This window comes from Escherichia sp. E14V7, assembly GCF_004212225.1.
Lineage (GTDB): Bacteria > Pseudomonadota > Gammaproteobacteria > Enterobacterales > Enterobacteriaceae > Escherichia.
In genome coordinates this window covers 26,406-39,982 of sequence record NZ_RHJJ01000008.1, presented here as the reverse complement: position 1 = coordinate 39,982, position 13,577 = coordinate 26,406, and the positions used below count along the sequence as shown (strand labels likewise).

Genomic DNA, 13,577 nt, shown 5'->3' with positions numbered 1-13,577 from the left:
CTTTTCAGAACGGCATTGATTTTCGAATGGCGTTAATCATCAACTGACAACCGGAAGAGAGTGTTGCATCTACGCGGGTCAGTATTCCAATAGGTTCGCCTGCTCCATGCCCCGGAACAGGCAGGGCCACCAGCGTGGCATGACGCAGGTCGTCTTTCACAGCGCCAGAAGGAACAAACCACACATAGTCGTATTCAACCGTAAGCTGACGTGAAAGTGATGCAGACAACGTTTCAATACAGCCTGAAGGAATTTTACATCCCTGGCTTTTTACTAATGCCTCTGAATGCTGCCGTGGCGCGGTGCCTTCTGGTGATACGACAACAGGCCATTCCAGTACCCGACTTAACGTTACGTTCTCCTGAAGCAGGGGGTGATTAGGCCTGACAACTAACTTAAGTGATTCGAGAAACAGCAGCTCGTAATTAAGTCCGGTCATCAGTTCAGGATCTGACATCCGACCAACACCAATATCGATTTCCCCTGTTTTTAATCCCGCAAGGATCATCGTGTTACTCATGGTGGCAACTTGCAGTGTGGTTTCTTTTTGTTGCTGATGAAACTGACCTATAACCGAAGGTAATATCCCTAGTGCCGCGGTTGGTAGCGCGCCCACTCTGACGACATCATTGTTAAGGCCTTCTTTACGATTAAGTGATTGTCCAGCGGTGTTGATGGCGTCAAGAACTCGGACTGCGTGAGTTAAAAATTGCTCGCCAGGTAAGGTGAGCTGCGCGCCTTGACGTCCTCGGTCGAACAGGCGAGCCCCCGTCAATTGTTCCAGCTCATTCAATGTCTTAGAGAGTGCCGGTTGACTCAGGTTAAGGGTTTCAGCCGCGCGCCCCAAAGTTCCTTGTTGTGCGACAGCTACGAATGTATGAAGGTGGCGCAAACGGATGCGCTGACTAAACAGACTATTTTTTTCCATAAGCGATGTTAAAAACGAAGCGGTGCCGCTGACAAGTGATGTTGTTTGATTATGATAACTTGATTGCAAAATATTATTAACATTTAAAGTAATTATGTTACATCGAAAACGATAATATTGATGATTTCGCGGCGAGATCACAGTTTGTAAATTCTTCCCACCAGAGTGAATGCGGTTACCTACACTCGAGATAATTGACCACTGGGGGTAGGCATTATGGCGAACAGCATCACAGCGGATGAGATTCGGGAACAGTTTTCGCAGGCAATGTCAGCCATGTATCAACAAGAAGTTCCACAGTACGGTACATTGCTGGAACTGGTCGCTGACGTGAATCTGGCTGTGCTGGAAAATAATCCCCAACTGCATGAAAAAATGGTGAATGCGGATGAACTGGCGAGGCTTAACGTTGAACGTCATGGGGCGATACGTGTGGGAACCGCGCAGGAACTTGCCACATTAAGGCGGATATTCGCCATTATGGGAATGTATCCGGTGAGTTATTACGATCTCTCGCAGGCTGGCGTGCCGGTACATTCTACGGCATTTCGGCCCATCGATGATGCCTCGCTTGCGCGTAATCCTTTCCGCGTTTTTACCTCATTGCTCCGCCTTGAGCTTATCGAAAACAAAACATTGCGCCAAAAGGCGGCGGAGATTTTACGCCAGCGCGATATCTTTACCCCACGTTGTCGGCAACTGTTAGATGAACATGATCGGGAGGGCGGTTTTAGCGAAGCGCAAGCGCGGGAGTTTGTGCGGGAAGCCCTGGAGACATTTCGTTGGCATCAGTCAGCAACGGTAGATGAAGAAACCTATCACGCGTTGCATAACGAGCATCGGCTGATCGCTGATGTAGTCTGTTTTCCGGGCTGTCATATCAATCACCTGACGCCACGCACGCTGGACATTGATCGGGTGCAGTCGATGATGCCCGAGTGCGGTATCGAACCAAAAATTCTCATCGAAGGGCCGCCGCGCCGCGAGGTGCCTATTTTATTGCGTCAAACCAGCTTTAAGGCACTGGAAGAAACGGTTCTGTTTGTGGGGCAACAGCAGGGGAGGCATACCGCGCGATTTGGTGAGATAGAACAGCGCGGAGTGGCGTTAACGCCGAAAGGGCGGCGACTGTATGATGAACTTCTGCGTAATGCCGGAACTGGACAGGATAATCTCACTCATCAACTGCATTTGCAGGAAACCTTTCGCGCTTTCCCGGACAGCGAATTTCTGATGCGCCAGCAAGGGCTGGCATGGTTCCGTTATCGACTGACACCATCGGGTGAAGCGCATCGTCAGGCGATACATCCTGGGGACGATCCGCAACCTTTGATCGAACGTGGCTGGGTTGTCGCACAACCTATTACCTATGAGGATTTTTTGCCGGTGAGTGCGGCAGGGATCTTCCAGTCCAATCTCGGTAACGAAACGCAGACGCGCAGTCATGGTAATGCCAGTCGTGAGGCATTCGAGCAGGCGCTGGGCTGCCAGGTTTTTGATGAATTTCAGTTATACAAGGAAGCGGAAGAACGCAGTAAACGCCGCTGTGGATTGCTTTAAAATCGGGCCATCCTGCTTTGCAAAAATTTGCCTGATTTTACAAATGAATCAGGCTCTTCCCATCGACATAAAAAAATTGCCGATTTATGCATATTCTCTGAGTTCAACAATTGGATTATTAATAAATATTGTCTAGAGTGAGCGGTCATAAATAAGCACTTTCTTGCCGCTGAAAACGACCAGCGCGGGACCATTCACAACACCAGAAGGACTCACTTTCAGGTATGGATCGTAGACGATTTATTAAAGGTTCAATGGCTATGGCCGCCGTGTGCGGTACCAGCGGCATTGCTTCTCTTTTTTCTCAGGCGGCATTCGCGGCAGATTCTGATATTGCCGACGGGCAAACCCAGCGTTTTGACTTCTCCATTCTACAGTCAATGGCGCACGACTTAGCGCAAACAGCGTGGCGTGGTGCCCCGCGTCCGTTACCTGACACTCTGGCGACAATGACGCCGCAGGCTTATAACAGTATTCAATACGACGCCGAAAAATCGCTCTGGCATAACGTCGAGAACCGCCAGCTTGACGCTCAGTTCTTCCATATGGGAATGGGATTCCGTCGCCGCGTTCGTATGTTTTCTGTTGATCCAGCAACACATCTGGCGCGTGAAATTCACTTTCGCCCGGAGTTGTTCAAATACAACGATGCGGGTGTTGATACCAAACAATTAGAAGGGCAAAGCGATCTCGGCTTTGCCGGTTTTCGCGTGTTTAAAGCCCCCGAACTGGCGCGGCGTGATGTAGTATCATTCCTCGGAGCGAGTTATTTCCGCGCCGTTGATGACACGTATCAATACGGTTTGTCGGCCCGCGGCCTGGCGATCGACACTTATACCGACAGCAAAGAAGAGTTCCCCGACTTTACCGCTTTCTGGTTTGATACCGTAAAACCAGGCGCAACCACCTTTACCGTTTATGCCTTACTCGATAGCCCCAGTATTACCGGTGCCTACAAGTTCACCATCCAGTGTGAAAAGAGTCAGGTGATTATGGATGTTGAAAACCATCTGTATGCGCGTAAAGAGATCAAGCAATTGGGTATTGCGCCGATGACCAGTATGTTTAGTTGCGGCACTAACGAACGTCGTATGTGCGATACTATTCATCCGCAAATCCATGATTCCGACCGTCTTTCCATGTGGCGGGGCAACGGTGAGTGGATCTGCCGTCCGCTAAATAATCCGCAGAAATTGCAGTTCAATGCCTACACCGACAATAACCCGAAAGGCTTTGGTTTATTGCAACTGGATCGTGATTTCTCCCATTATCAAGACATCATGGGCTGGTACAACAAACGACCAAGTTTGTGGGTAGAGCCTCGTAATAAATGGGGCAAAGGCACCATTGGTCTGATGGAAATCCCAACAACGGGTGAAACGCTGGATAACATTGTCTGCTTCTGGCAGCCAGAAAAAGCAGTAAAAGCAGGGGACGAGTTTGCATTCCAGTATCGTCTGTACTGGAGCGCACATCCCCCTGTTCAATGTCCATTAGCACGTGTTATGGCGACGCGTACCGGCATGGGAGGTTTTCCGGAAGGTTGGGCGCCGGGTGAGCATTATCCAGAAAAATGGGCGCGTCGTTTTGCCGTCGATTTTGTTGGCGGTGACCTGAAAGCGGCTGCGCCTAAGGGGATTGAACCTGTTATTACGCTCTCCAGCGGTGAAGCGAAGCAAATCGAAATTCTCTACATTGAACCGATTGATGGTTACCGTATTCAATTTGACTGGTATCCGACTTCGGACTCTACTGATCCGGTTGATATGCGGATGTATCTTCGCTGTCAGGGCGATGCCATCAGTGAAACATGGCTGTATCAGTATTTCCCACCAGCTCCGGATAAGCGCAAATACGTTGACGATCGCGTGATGAATTGATCGTCATTTTTTTCGGCACCTTCTGACGGAAGGTGCCGTCTGGTGAAACACGATCCCGCTCGCATTTTTCCCCAAACTATCTGAGTAATCTGATGATGTGTATTTCATGTACACTTTGTCAGCCACTAACAGGGAGTGCGTATGTTTCCAGAATACCGAGATTTAATATCCCGCCTGAAAAACGAAAATCCTCGCTTTATGTCCTTGTTCGATAAGCACAACAAACTTGATCATGAGATTGCCCGAATGGAAGGATCTGATGGTCGTGGATACAATGCGGAAGTGGTCCGCATGAAAAAACAGAAGCTCCAGTTGAAAGATGAGATGCTCAAAATCCTGCAACAGGAGAGCGTCAAAGAGGTGTAAACTTTCTTAAGCCGCCAGCCAGGCGGCTTTTTAAATTGCCGCGCAGATTGACTGGAGGTGACATGACCGAGACGATAAAAGTTAGTGACTCAATTGAATTACGTTCCGTTGCAGAAAATCACATCACGCCGCTTCATCACTTAATCTGTAAAAATAAAAGCTGGTTACAGAATTCGCTAAACTGGCCACAGTCTGTTAATACCGAAGATGACACGCGAAAAACGGTGCAGGGTAATATGATGTTGCATCAGCGTGGATATGCCAAAATGTTCATGATCTTTAGTGAAGATGAACTTGTTGGCGTCCTGTCTTTTAACCGTATTGAACCGCAGAACAAAGCCGCAGAAATCGGTTACTGGCTGGACGAATCTCATCAGGGGCAGGGGATCATTTCTCAGGCGCTGCAGGCATTGATTCATCATTACGCTCAGTCTGGTGAACTCAGACGCTTCGTGATCAAATGTCGGGTGGACAATCCGCAAAGCAACCAGGTAGCTTTGCGCAATGGTTTTATCCTTGAAGGTTGCCTTAAACAGGCTGAGTTCCTGAATGATGCCTTTGATGATGTGAACTTATACGCGCGTATTATCGATTCACAATAACCCTACTAGTGGCGTTCGCGTAATGCGCTCCTCACCGTTAATGACTTTTGGACCACGGACATGAACCGTGTCGCCATCAAAGGCTGCAACGACGGCGTGGTCGGTTAACTCCACATGGTTTTCAATCATCACAGCACCTGTAATGCGGCTGTTCCCCTGTATGGTGACGTGATTGTCGAGTAAAATCGGGCCACCACGTACGAGTGCATGACCACCCACCAGAACATGATGTTTTAACACACAATTGCCTTCCACCGAGGCATGTTCCGCTACCTGCGAACTGTAATGAAGCGTGGGAATGGCATCTTCTTCTGTTCCGGCGATCACACGTGCGTGTCCGTAGACTTTCGCGCAGTCACACAGCCAGACGTTGTTCTCTTCATTACCTTCAATACTTGCAAAATCAAAAACTTCGGCGCGATGTTCAATGAACGCAAATTTCACAATGGCATCACCATATATTTGCGCCTGATGAACAATGCGCGAGGCGCTGACTCTTGCGCGATCATAAATTTGCAACTGAAGATGGTGGCCGGGCGTTAAACCTTGCGCAGCGACAACCATTGAGTTCTGATCAATGCAGACATGACCAGAAATCCTACAATTTCCGCATATTAATGAATCATGAATTGTGACGTTGTCACTTATCAGGGCGCCCTGACTGATTTTGCTATTATCGATCCAGACGTTATCCTTCGCGCAAACATCGCCCCATAGCTCGCTGCTTCCGGTGATGCGTGTATTACCGGATATCACCGTTCCGGCAAACGCGATGGCATTCTGGTCATAGATCCAACAATTTCCGTCCTGGGCCAATACGGTTTCATTATCAATCCAGCCGCCAGGCGTTCCGGCTATTACGTCATTAAAATCAGCGATGGCAATAATCTGCCGCAATAAAACACTCTTTTTATCGCTATCTTCCTGATAACTAAAAGCTCGTTGTTCTTCACTAAGACGATATTTGCGCATAGCGTTTTCCCGCAGGTGACCTACTATAACCGTAGCAAATTCTGTGACTCTGGCTATGTTTAGCAAATTTCCATAAAATGCATTTCAAATATACTTTATAAATTCAACAAAATGAGTAAGAAGATGCAGAGCGATAAAGTGCTCAATTTACCGGCAGGTTACTTTGGCATTGTGTTGGGGACGATAGGGATGGGATTTGCCTGGCGCTATGCCAGCCAGGTTTGGCAGGTCAGTCACTGGTTGGGCGATGGGCTGGTGATTCTGGCAATGATCATTTGGGGATTACTGACTAGCGCATTTATTACCCGACTCATACGCTTTCCGCATAGCGTGCTGGCGGAAGTGCGTCATCCAGTGATGAGCAGTTTTGTGAGTTTGTTTCCGGCAACAACGATGCTGGTGGCAATTGGTTTTGTCCCCTGGTTTCGTCCGCTGGCGGTGGGCCTGTTCAGTATTGGTGTGGTGATACAACTGACTTATGCCGCCTGGCAAACAGCCGGTTTATGGCGCGGTTCCCATCCTGAGGAAGCTACGACACCCGGACTTTATTTACCTACTGTTGCCAACAACTTCATCAGTGCAATGGCCTGTGGAGCATTGGGCTACACCGATGCTGGTCTGGTATTTTTAGGGGCTGGTGTTTTCTCCTGGTTAAGTCTTGAGCCGGTGATCCTTCAGCGTCTGCGCAGCTCGGGAGAATTGCCCACGGCACTGCGTACATCGTTGGGTATTCAGCTTGCACCGGCGCTGGTGGCCTGTAGTGCCTGGTTGAGCGTCAACGGTGGCGAGGGCGATACGCTGGCAAAAATGCTTTTCGGTTACGGTCTGCTGCAACTTCTTTTTATGTTACGCCTGATGCCGTGGTATCTCTCCCAGCCGTTTAATGCCTCATTCTGGAGTTTCTCGTTCGGCGTATCTGCACTGGCAACCACTGGTTTGCATTTAGGAAGCGGTAACGACAATGGCTTTTTCCATACCCTGGCTGTGCCGCTATTTATTTTTACCAATTTTATTATCGCATTACTGCTCATCCGTACTTTCGCGCTTCTGATGCAGGGAAAATTGTTAATCAGAACCGAGCGCGCCGTTTTAATGAAAGCTGAGGACAAAGAATGATCATTCGTGATGAAAACTACTTCACTGATAAATATGAATTAACCCGCACACACTCTGAAGTTCTGGAAGCGGTGAAAGTGGTTAAGCCGGGTAAAACGCTGGATCTGGGCTGTGGTAATGGCCGTAACAGCCTTTACCTGGCTGCCAATGGTTATGATGTCGACGCATGGGATAAAAATGCCATGAGCATTGCCAACGTCGAACGCATCAAATCCATTGAAAAACTGGAAAATTTGCGCACCCAGGTTGTTGATCTAAATAGCCTGACCTTTGATGGACAATACGATTTTATTCTTTCTACCGTGGTGCTGATGTTCCTGGAGGCGAAAACCATTCCTGGACTGATTGCCAATATGCAGCGTTGCACCAAACCCGGTGGTTATAACTTGATTGTGGCAGCAATGGACACCGCTGATTTTCCATGTACCGTCGGATTCCCCTTTGCCTTTAAAGAAGGGGAGTTACGTCAATATTACGAAGGCTGGGAGATGCTGAAATACAATGAAGACGTGGGTGAACTTCACCGCACCGACGCTAACGGCAATCGTATTAAACTACGTTTCGCCACGATGCTGGCACGTAAAAAATAAGCTAAAGGGCAAGGTGCATGAAAATGCCCACGTTGAGATGTGTAACTGCTGTTTTTTTCGGTAAGCATATTTTTTATCGATGTGATGTGAAATAAATCACAGTGGTTGAAGTTTTTTATCGGCTTAACTGCCTGAAATTTAACAACTGACGATTGACTCTGCCCCCTTTTCGTCATTGACTATATTGTCAGAAAAGGGGCTGGAAAATTTATTTTCACCAACACTTTTTTTGCCACAACACGAAGCGGTACTTTTTGCTATAACTTAAAAAGTAATATAATCATCTCAGGAAACTATTCATGCGTACCACATCAATTGCGAAAGTTGCGGCTTTATGCGGCTTGTTGGCTCTGTCAGGTTGTGCCTCTAAAATCACCCAGCCAGATAAATATTCTGGTTTTTTAAACAATTACTCCAACCTTCAAGAAACAACTTCAGCAACGGGCAAACCGGTATTACGCTGGGTTGATCCAAATTTTGATCAAAGTAAATATGACAGCATCGTCTGGAACCCAATCACCTATTATCCGGTGCCTAAACCTTCTACCCAGGTAGGGCAAAAAGTTCTGGATAGAATTTTGAGCTATACCAATACTGAAATGAAAGAAGCTATCTCACAGCGTAAACCACTGGTTACTACCGCTGGGCCTCGTAGTCTGATTTTCCGTGGTGCTATTACTGGTGTAGATACCAGCAACGAAGGGTTACAGTTCTATGAAGTTGTTCCTGTCGCATTAGTGGTAGCGGGGACGCAAATGGCGACGGGTCACCGTACCATGGATACCCGCCTGTACTTTGAAGGTGAGCTGATTGATGCGGCTACCAACAAACCGGTTATCAAAGTGGTTCGTCAGGGCGAAGGTAAGGACCTGAATAACGAAAGCACCCCAATGGCTTTCGAAAATATTAAGCAAGTTATTGATGACATGGCGACCGACGCGACCATGTTTGACGTTAACAAAAAGTAATGCCAGTCGCGCCATCGCAAGATGGCGCTTCTGATTATCGGCTTCTGTCAGCGATCAAATTCAATACTACATAACAGACACCACCGGCAATTAACCCCCAAAATGCCGAGCCAATACCGACCAGCGTCAGCCCACTTGCCGTTACCAAAAAAGCCACCACAGCAGCATCGCGCTCACGCTCATTATGCAAAGCCTGATACAAACTGCCTCCGATGGTACTTAACAGCGCCAGACCAGCCAGCATCTGGATCCAACTTACAGGCAGGGCAGCCATCATCCCGGTAATGGCACTGCCAAACAGACCCGCCAGTAAATAAAAGACGCCAGCCGCAGCGGCAGCCAGCCAACGCTGATCTTTGTCCGGGTGCGCCTCCGGGCTCTGGCAAATAGCCGCAGTGATAGCCGCAATACCTACGGAATAGACGCCGAAAGGAGAAAACAGAAGCGCCAGTAATCCAGTAAATACAATCAATGGCGAAACAGGAGCCGAATACCCAGCTGCTTTCATTGCCGCAATCCCCGGTGCGTTTTGCGAAGCCATCGTCACCAGAAAAAGGGGGAGTGCAACGCTCAAACTGTGAGCAAGCGAAAATTCAGGGGCGAGATAAGCGGGGAAAACGGGTTTGAAAACGATATCTTTTGTGACAACGTCACCTTGTGCGATAACGACCACGATCCCAACAATCATCGCCGCAATTACCGCATAACGCGGCGCAAAAGCCTTTGTCGCCAGCCACGCCAGCAACATACTACCGCATAACATAAACTGACCATCCAGGCTGGCAAACGCCTGTAAACCAAAGCGTAACAAAATTCCGGCCAGCATTGCCGCTGCCAGCGAGTGCGGAATAATACGCATCAGACGGGCGAATAATCCTGTCACACCACAGAGAACAATTAGCGCATTCGTGACAATAAAAACGCCGATGGCCTGGTTTAGCGTTAGTCCCTGTAACCCGGTGACCAGCAACGCAGCACCGGGTGTTGACCATGCGGTAAGAACAGGCACGCGATACCATAATGTCAGGGCAAGAGTACTGACGCCCATCGCCAGTCCCAGCGCCGTCATCCATCCGGAAATTTGCTCTGTGGTGGCTCCAGCGACGATCGCCGCTTGCCAGATTATTGCCGCAGAGCTGGCATAGCCAATCAGGACCGCCAGAAACCCTGCAAGCAGCGTGGGAGGAGGAATGGAAAACAGACGCATAGTTACCTCGTGCGTTATAGCGTACAAGCACCGTAGCATTTGTCCGTTATAACGCACAAGTGATAAACTCCCGTTTTGCAGGAGGAGTCGCATGGAAAATCTCGCTCGCTTTTTATCCACTACGCTTAAACATCTTCGTCAGCAGCGGGGCTGGAGTCTTTCGCGACTGGCAGAAGCGACGGGCGTTTCAAAAGCGATGTTAGGGCAGATTGAACGTAATGAATCCAGCCCGACGGTCGCAACATTATGGAAAATAGCTACCGGGATGAACGTACCGTTTTCGACGTTTATTTCGCCGCCGCAGACCGCTACGCCATCCGTTTATGATCCACAACAGCAGGCAATGGTGATCACTTCTTTATTTCCTTATGATCCGCAACTCTGCTTTGAACATTTCTCGATCCTGATGGCCCCCGGTGCAATAAGCGAATCGACGCCGCACGAAAAGGGTGTTATCGAGCATGTTGTCGTCATTGATGGGCAGCTTGACCTGTGCGTTGGTGGTGAGTGGCGAAACCTTAAAAGTGGAGAAGGTGAACGCTTTGCCGCAGATGTTGCCCATGCCTATTGCAACCGTGGCGAGCAAACCGTGCATTTTCATTCCATTATCCATTACCCGCGTAGTTGAACAGGAAAACTATTTCGCAACGTCGCGCTTGTGGCTAAAATAACCGCCTTTTTTCAGCTACTGGATAAGAAAGTGACCGTATCTTCTCATCGTCTTGAACTGTTAAGCCCGGCACGCGATGCCGCCATTGCCCGCGAAGCTATTTTGCACGGTGCCGATGCTGTTTATATCGGCGGCCCTGGTTTTGGTGCCCGTCATAACGCCAGTAATAGTCTGAAAGATATCGCCGAACTGGTGCCATTTGCCCATCGTTATGGTGCAAAAATTTTCGTCACGCTTAACACCATTTTGCATGACGACGAACTGGAACCGGCGCAACGACTGATTACCGATCTTTACCAGACAGGCGTCGATGCGCTGATTGTTCAGGACATGGGGATTCTGGAACTTGATATTCCGCCGATTGAACTGCACGCAAGTACGCAGTGTGATATTCGTACTGTAGAGAAAGCGAAGTTCCTCTCTGACGTTGGCTTTACCCAGATTGTGCTGGCGCGTGAGCTTAACCTGGAGCAGATTCGTGCGATTCATCAGGCCACGGACGCGACTATTGAGTTCTTTATTCATGGCGCATTGTGTGTGGCATATTCAGGTCAGTGCTACATTTCTCATGCACAAACGGGACGTAGCGCCAACCGTGGTGATTGCTCCCAGGCGTGCCGTTTGCCATACACGTTGAAAGACGATCAGGGGCGGGTGGTTTCCTATGAAAAACATCTGCTGTCGATGAAAGATAACGATCAGACTGCCAACCTGGGCGCGTTGATCGATGCGGGCGTGCGTTCTTTCAAGATTGAAGGGCGTTACAAAGATATGAGCTACGTGAAGAATATCACCGCCCATTATCGCCAGATGCTGGATGCCATTATTGAAGAGCGCGGCGATCTGGCTCGTGCTTCATCAGGTCGTACTGAACATTTCTTTGTGCCTTCGACAGAAAAAACCTTCCATCGTGGTAGCACAGACTACTTTGTTAACGCGCGGAAAGGTGACATTGGCGCGTTCGATTCGCCGAAATTTATCGGCCTGCCGGTGGGTGAAGTATTGAAAGTGGCGAAAGATCATCTCGATGTTGCTGTCACCGAGCCACTGGCAAATGGCGATGGCCTGAACGTAATGATTAAACGTGAAGTGGTTGGCTTTCGCGCCAATACGGTAGAGAAAACCGGAGAAAATCACTACCGCGTCTGGCCAAATGAAATGCCAGCAGATTTGCATAAAATTCGCCCACATCATCCGCTTAACCGTAACCTTGACCATAACTGGCAACAGGCACTGACGAAAACCTCCAGCGAGCGTCGGGTAGCGGTAGACATTGAACTGGGTGGCTGGCAAGAACAACTCATTCTGACGTTAACCAGCGAAGAGGGCGTGAGCATCACTCATACCCTGGATGGGCAGTTCGACGAAGCGAATAACGCCGAAAAAGCGCTGAATAACCTGAAAGATGGCCTGGCAAAACTGGGGCAAACCATCTATTACGCCCGTGATGTGCAAATTAATTTGCCGGGGGCGCTGTTTGTGCCAAACAGTCTGTTAAATCAGTTCCGCCGTGAAGCCGTCGAAATGCTGGATGCTGCTCGTCTTGCCAGCTACCAGCGCGGCAGTCGTAAACCGGTTGCTGAACCTGCGCCGGTTTATCCGCAAACGCATTTGAGCTTCCTTGCTAACGTCTACAACCATAAAGCACGCGAGTTCTATCATCGCTATGGCGTACAACTGATTGATGCGGCGTATGAAGCGCATGAAGAGAAGGGTGAAGTCCCGGTGATGATCACCAAACACTGCCTGCGCTTTGCTTTCAATCTGTGTCCGAAACAGGCGAAAGGTAATATTAAAAGCTGGAAGGCAACGCCGATGCAACTGGTTAACGGTGATGAAGTACTAACGCTGAAGTTTGATTGCCGCCCGTGTGAGATGCACGTCATCGGTAAAATCAAAAATCACATTCTGAAAATGCCGTTACCGGGAAGCGTTGTCGCATCTGTAAGCCCGGATGATCTGCTGAAAACATTGCCGAAGCGGAAAGGATAAAACGCAAGCTTTCAGGGGTATTCACAACTCATTGAGTCTGCATGATATTGTCAGCCGGATAAGGCGTTCATGCCGCATCCGGCAACAAACGACTCAACGTTGTCCCGTTTCTGGTTTGCGTGATTTTTGCCAGTAATAATGCTCGCGCAAACCTTCCGCCGACTCTTCCGCCACAGCACGCAATTCATCGCTGTCCGCTTCATGACGTAGTTGATGATCCACATTCTTCACCCACAAAAATTCATGTCCTTTGTGTCCCGCCATGAGCTGTCCTGAGAACAGCGCACAAGTTAATAAGACAACTGATAACGCTTTCGTAAACATCCCGCCACCCGTTTATTACACTTTGCCGCTATGATGCCGATAGTTTCTTTGAGTTATTATTCTGTTTTGCAAATTAGCGCAAAGAATTTCTGGAACCTGCCTTCCTGATTTGGCACTGCTTTCCACCATTGCGGCGAATTAGTGCTATTTTCGAGCAAATTAAAAAAGGAGGTAAACATTAATGTTTACTTTGTTGATATACTCAGCGGCAGGGAGGCGATGTGAAACAAAGCGAGTTCAGACGTTGGCTCGAATCTCAGGGCGTCGATGTGGCGAATGGCAGCAACCATTTGAAACTCAGGTTTCAGGGGCGACGTAGTGTCATGCCGCGTCACCTCAGTGACGAGATCAAAGAACCATTGCGTAAAGCAATCCTGAAACAACTCGGTTTAAATTAATCGC

14 protein-coding genes are annotated in these 13,577 nt (G+C 48.8%); 10 read left to right on the top strand and 4 right to left on the bottom strand.

Annotated elements, in window-relative coordinates; translation table 11 throughout:
- Window positions 1-4: 4 nt before the first annotated feature.
- Window positions 5-928 carry a LysR substrate-binding domain-containing protein gene (locus D9741_RS10060; RefSeq protein ID WP_130210229.1) on the bottom strand — a complete coding sequence of 308 codons (924 nt, stop codon included), beginning with the start codon at window positions 926-928 and terminating at the stop codon, window positions 5-7.
- 216 nt (window positions 929-1,144) lie between these two features.
- Between D9741_RS10060 and D9741_RS10055 the strand changes: the two genes are divergently transcribed.
- The 4 genes from D9741_RS10055 to rimL all read left to right on the top strand — a co-directional run bounded on the left by D9741_RS10055 (window position 1,145) and on the right by rimL (window position 5,336).
- Window positions 1,145-2,488 carry a VOC family protein gene (locus D9741_RS10055; RefSeq protein ID WP_130219278.1) on the top strand — a complete coding sequence of 448 codons (1,344 nt, stop codon included), beginning with the start codon at window positions 1,145-1,147 and terminating at the stop codon, window positions 2,486-2,488.
- 224 nt (window positions 2,489-2,712) lie between these two features.
- The gene (opgD, locus tag D9741_RS10050; RefSeq protein ID WP_130219280.1) at window positions 2,713-4,368 is read left to right on the top strand and encodes a glucan biosynthesis protein OpgD; all 1,656 of its coding nucleotides are present in this window, start codon (window positions 2,713-2,715) and stop codon (window positions 4,366-4,368) included.
- 141 nt (window positions 4,369-4,509) lie between these two features.
- Window positions 4,510-4,734, top strand: coding sequence for a YdcH family protein (locus D9741_RS10045; protein ID WP_064527431.1), 225 nt, complete (start codon window positions 4,510-4,512; stop codon window positions 4,732-4,734).
- A 62-nt stretch (window positions 4,735-4,796) separates the two neighbouring features.
- Window positions 4,797-5,336, top strand: a complete 540-nt coding sequence (gene rimL, locus D9741_RS10040; RefSeq protein ID WP_130219282.1) for a 50S ribosomal protein L7/L12-serine acetyltransferase — start codon at window positions 4,797-4,799, stop codon at window positions 5,334-5,336.
- Here rimL and ydcK read toward each other — a convergent pair.
- Entirely contained in the window at window positions 5,328-6,308 is a 981-nt protein-coding gene (gene ydcK / locus D9741_RS10035; RefSeq protein ID WP_130219284.1) for a YdcK family protein, read from the bottom strand. The two genes, rimL and ydcK, sit on opposite strands and share 9 nt — an antisense overlap.
- Before the next feature lie 123 nt (window positions 6,309-6,431).
- Between ydcK and tehA the strand changes: the two genes are divergently transcribed.
- The 3 genes from tehA (at window position 6,432) to D9741_RS10020 (ending at window position 8,982) form a co-directional block, all read left to right on the top strand.
- On the top strand, window positions 6,432-7,424 hold the full coding sequence (gene tehA, locus D9741_RS10030) for a dicarboxylate transporter/tellurite-resistance protein TehA (RefSeq protein WP_130219286.1): 993 nt from the start codon (window positions 6,432-6,434) through the stop codon (window positions 7,422-7,424).
- Window positions 7,421-8,014 carry a tellurite resistance methyltransferase TehB gene (gene tehB, locus D9741_RS10025; RefSeq protein ID WP_130219288.1) on the top strand — a complete coding sequence of 198 codons (594 nt, stop codon included), beginning with the start codon at window positions 7,421-7,423 and terminating at the stop codon, window positions 8,012-8,014. Before tehA ends, tehB begins: the two co-directional genes overlap by 4 nt.
- Before the next feature lie 299 nt (window positions 8,015-8,313).
- Window positions 8,314-8,982 (top strand): DUF3313 domain-containing protein, encoded by a 669-nt coding sequence (locus D9741_RS10020; RefSeq protein ID WP_130219290.1) that lies wholly within the window; start codon window positions 8,314-8,316, stop codon window positions 8,980-8,982.
- A gap of 34 nt (window positions 8,983-9,016) precedes the next feature.
- Here D9741_RS10020 and ydcO read toward each other — a convergent pair whose 3' ends face one another.
- Window positions 9,017-10,228 carry a BenE family transporter YdcO gene (gene ydcO / locus D9741_RS10015; RefSeq protein ID WP_130219292.1) on the bottom strand — a complete coding sequence of 404 codons (1,212 nt, stop codon included), beginning with the start codon at window positions 10,226-10,228 and terminating at the stop codon, window positions 9,017-9,019.
- Between the two features lie 52 nt (window positions 10,229-10,280).
- Here ydcO and D9741_RS10010 point away from each other — a divergent pair, with 52 nt between their 5' ends.
- Together D9741_RS10010 and rlhA are read left to right on the top strand one after the other, a co-directional pair.
- Window positions 10,281-10,817, top strand: a complete 537-nt coding sequence (locus D9741_RS10010) for an XRE family transcriptional regulator (protein WP_130219294.1) — start codon at window positions 10,281-10,283, stop codon at window positions 10,815-10,817.
- Between the two features lie 72 nt (window positions 10,818-10,889).
- Entirely contained in the window at window positions 10,890-12,851 is a 1,962-nt protein-coding gene (rlhA, locus tag D9741_RS10005) for a 23S rRNA 5-hydroxycytidine C2501 synthase (protein WP_130219334.1), read from the top strand.
- A 93-nt stretch (window positions 12,852-12,944) separates the two neighbouring features.
- On the opposite strand, the gene D9741_RS10000 is transcribed toward rlhA, so the two are convergent.
- A complete protein-coding gene (locus tag D9741_RS10000) occupies window positions 12,945-13,175 on the bottom strand; it encodes a YncJ family protein (protein ID WP_130219296.1) in 231 nt (76 codons plus the stop codon).
- Between the two features lie 221 nt (window positions 13,176-13,396).
- Here D9741_RS10000 and D9741_RS09995 point away from each other — a divergent pair, with 221 nt between their 5' ends.
- Entirely contained in the window at window positions 13,397-13,573 is a 177-nt protein-coding gene (locus D9741_RS09995) for a type II toxin-antitoxin system HicA family toxin (protein ID WP_130219298.1), read from the top strand.
- Window positions 13,574-13,577 lie beyond the last annotated feature (4 nt).

What these genes read in the sequence shown, in the direction of transcription:
- D9741_RS10045 (WP_064527431.1), top strand. Translation starts at nt 4,510, where the DNA reads ATGTTTCCAGAATACCGAGATTTAATATCCCGCCTGAAAAACGAAAAT.
- D9741_RS10060 (WP_130210229.1), bottom strand. Translation starts at nt 928, where the DNA reads ATGGAAAAAAATAGTCTGTTTAGTCAGCGCATCCGTTTGCGCCACCTT.
- opgD (WP_130219280.1), top strand. Translation starts at nt 2,713, where the DNA reads ATGGATCGTAGACGATTTATTAAAGGTTCAATGGCTATGGCCGCCGTG.
- ydcO (WP_130219292.1), bottom strand. Translation starts at nt 10,228, where the DNA reads ATGCTACGGTGCTTGTACGCTATAACGCACGAGGTAACTATGCGTCTG.
- tehB (WP_130219288.1), top strand. Translation starts at nt 7,421, where the DNA reads ATGATCATTCGTGATGAAAACTACTTCACTGATAAATATGAATTAACC.
- D9741_RS10020 (WP_130219290.1), top strand. Translation starts at nt 8,314, where the DNA reads ATGCGTACCACATCAATTGCGAAAGTTGCGGCTTTATGCGGCTTGTTG.
- rimL (WP_130219282.1), top strand. Translation starts at nt 4,797, where the DNA reads ATGACCGAGACGATAAAAGTTAGTGACTCAATTGAATTACGTTCCGTT.
- D9741_RS10000 (WP_130219296.1), bottom strand. Translation starts at nt 13,175, where the DNA reads ATGTTTACGAAAGCGTTATCAGTTGTCTTATTAACTTGTGCGCTGTTC.
- D9741_RS10055 (WP_130219278.1), top strand. Translation starts at nt 1,145, where the DNA reads ATGGCGAACAGCATCACAGCGGATGAGATTCGGGAACAGTTTTCGCAG.
- tehA (WP_130219286.1), top strand. Translation starts at nt 6,432, where the DNA reads ATGCAGAGCGATAAAGTGCTCAATTTACCGGCAGGTTACTTTGGCATT.
- D9741_RS10010 (WP_130219294.1), top strand. Translation starts at nt 10,281, where the DNA reads ATGGAAAATCTCGCTCGCTTTTTATCCACTACGCTTAAACATCTTCGT.
- ydcK (WP_130219284.1), bottom strand. Translation starts at nt 6,308, where the DNA reads ATGCGCAAATATCGTCTTAGTGAAGAACAACGAGCTTTTAGTTATCAG.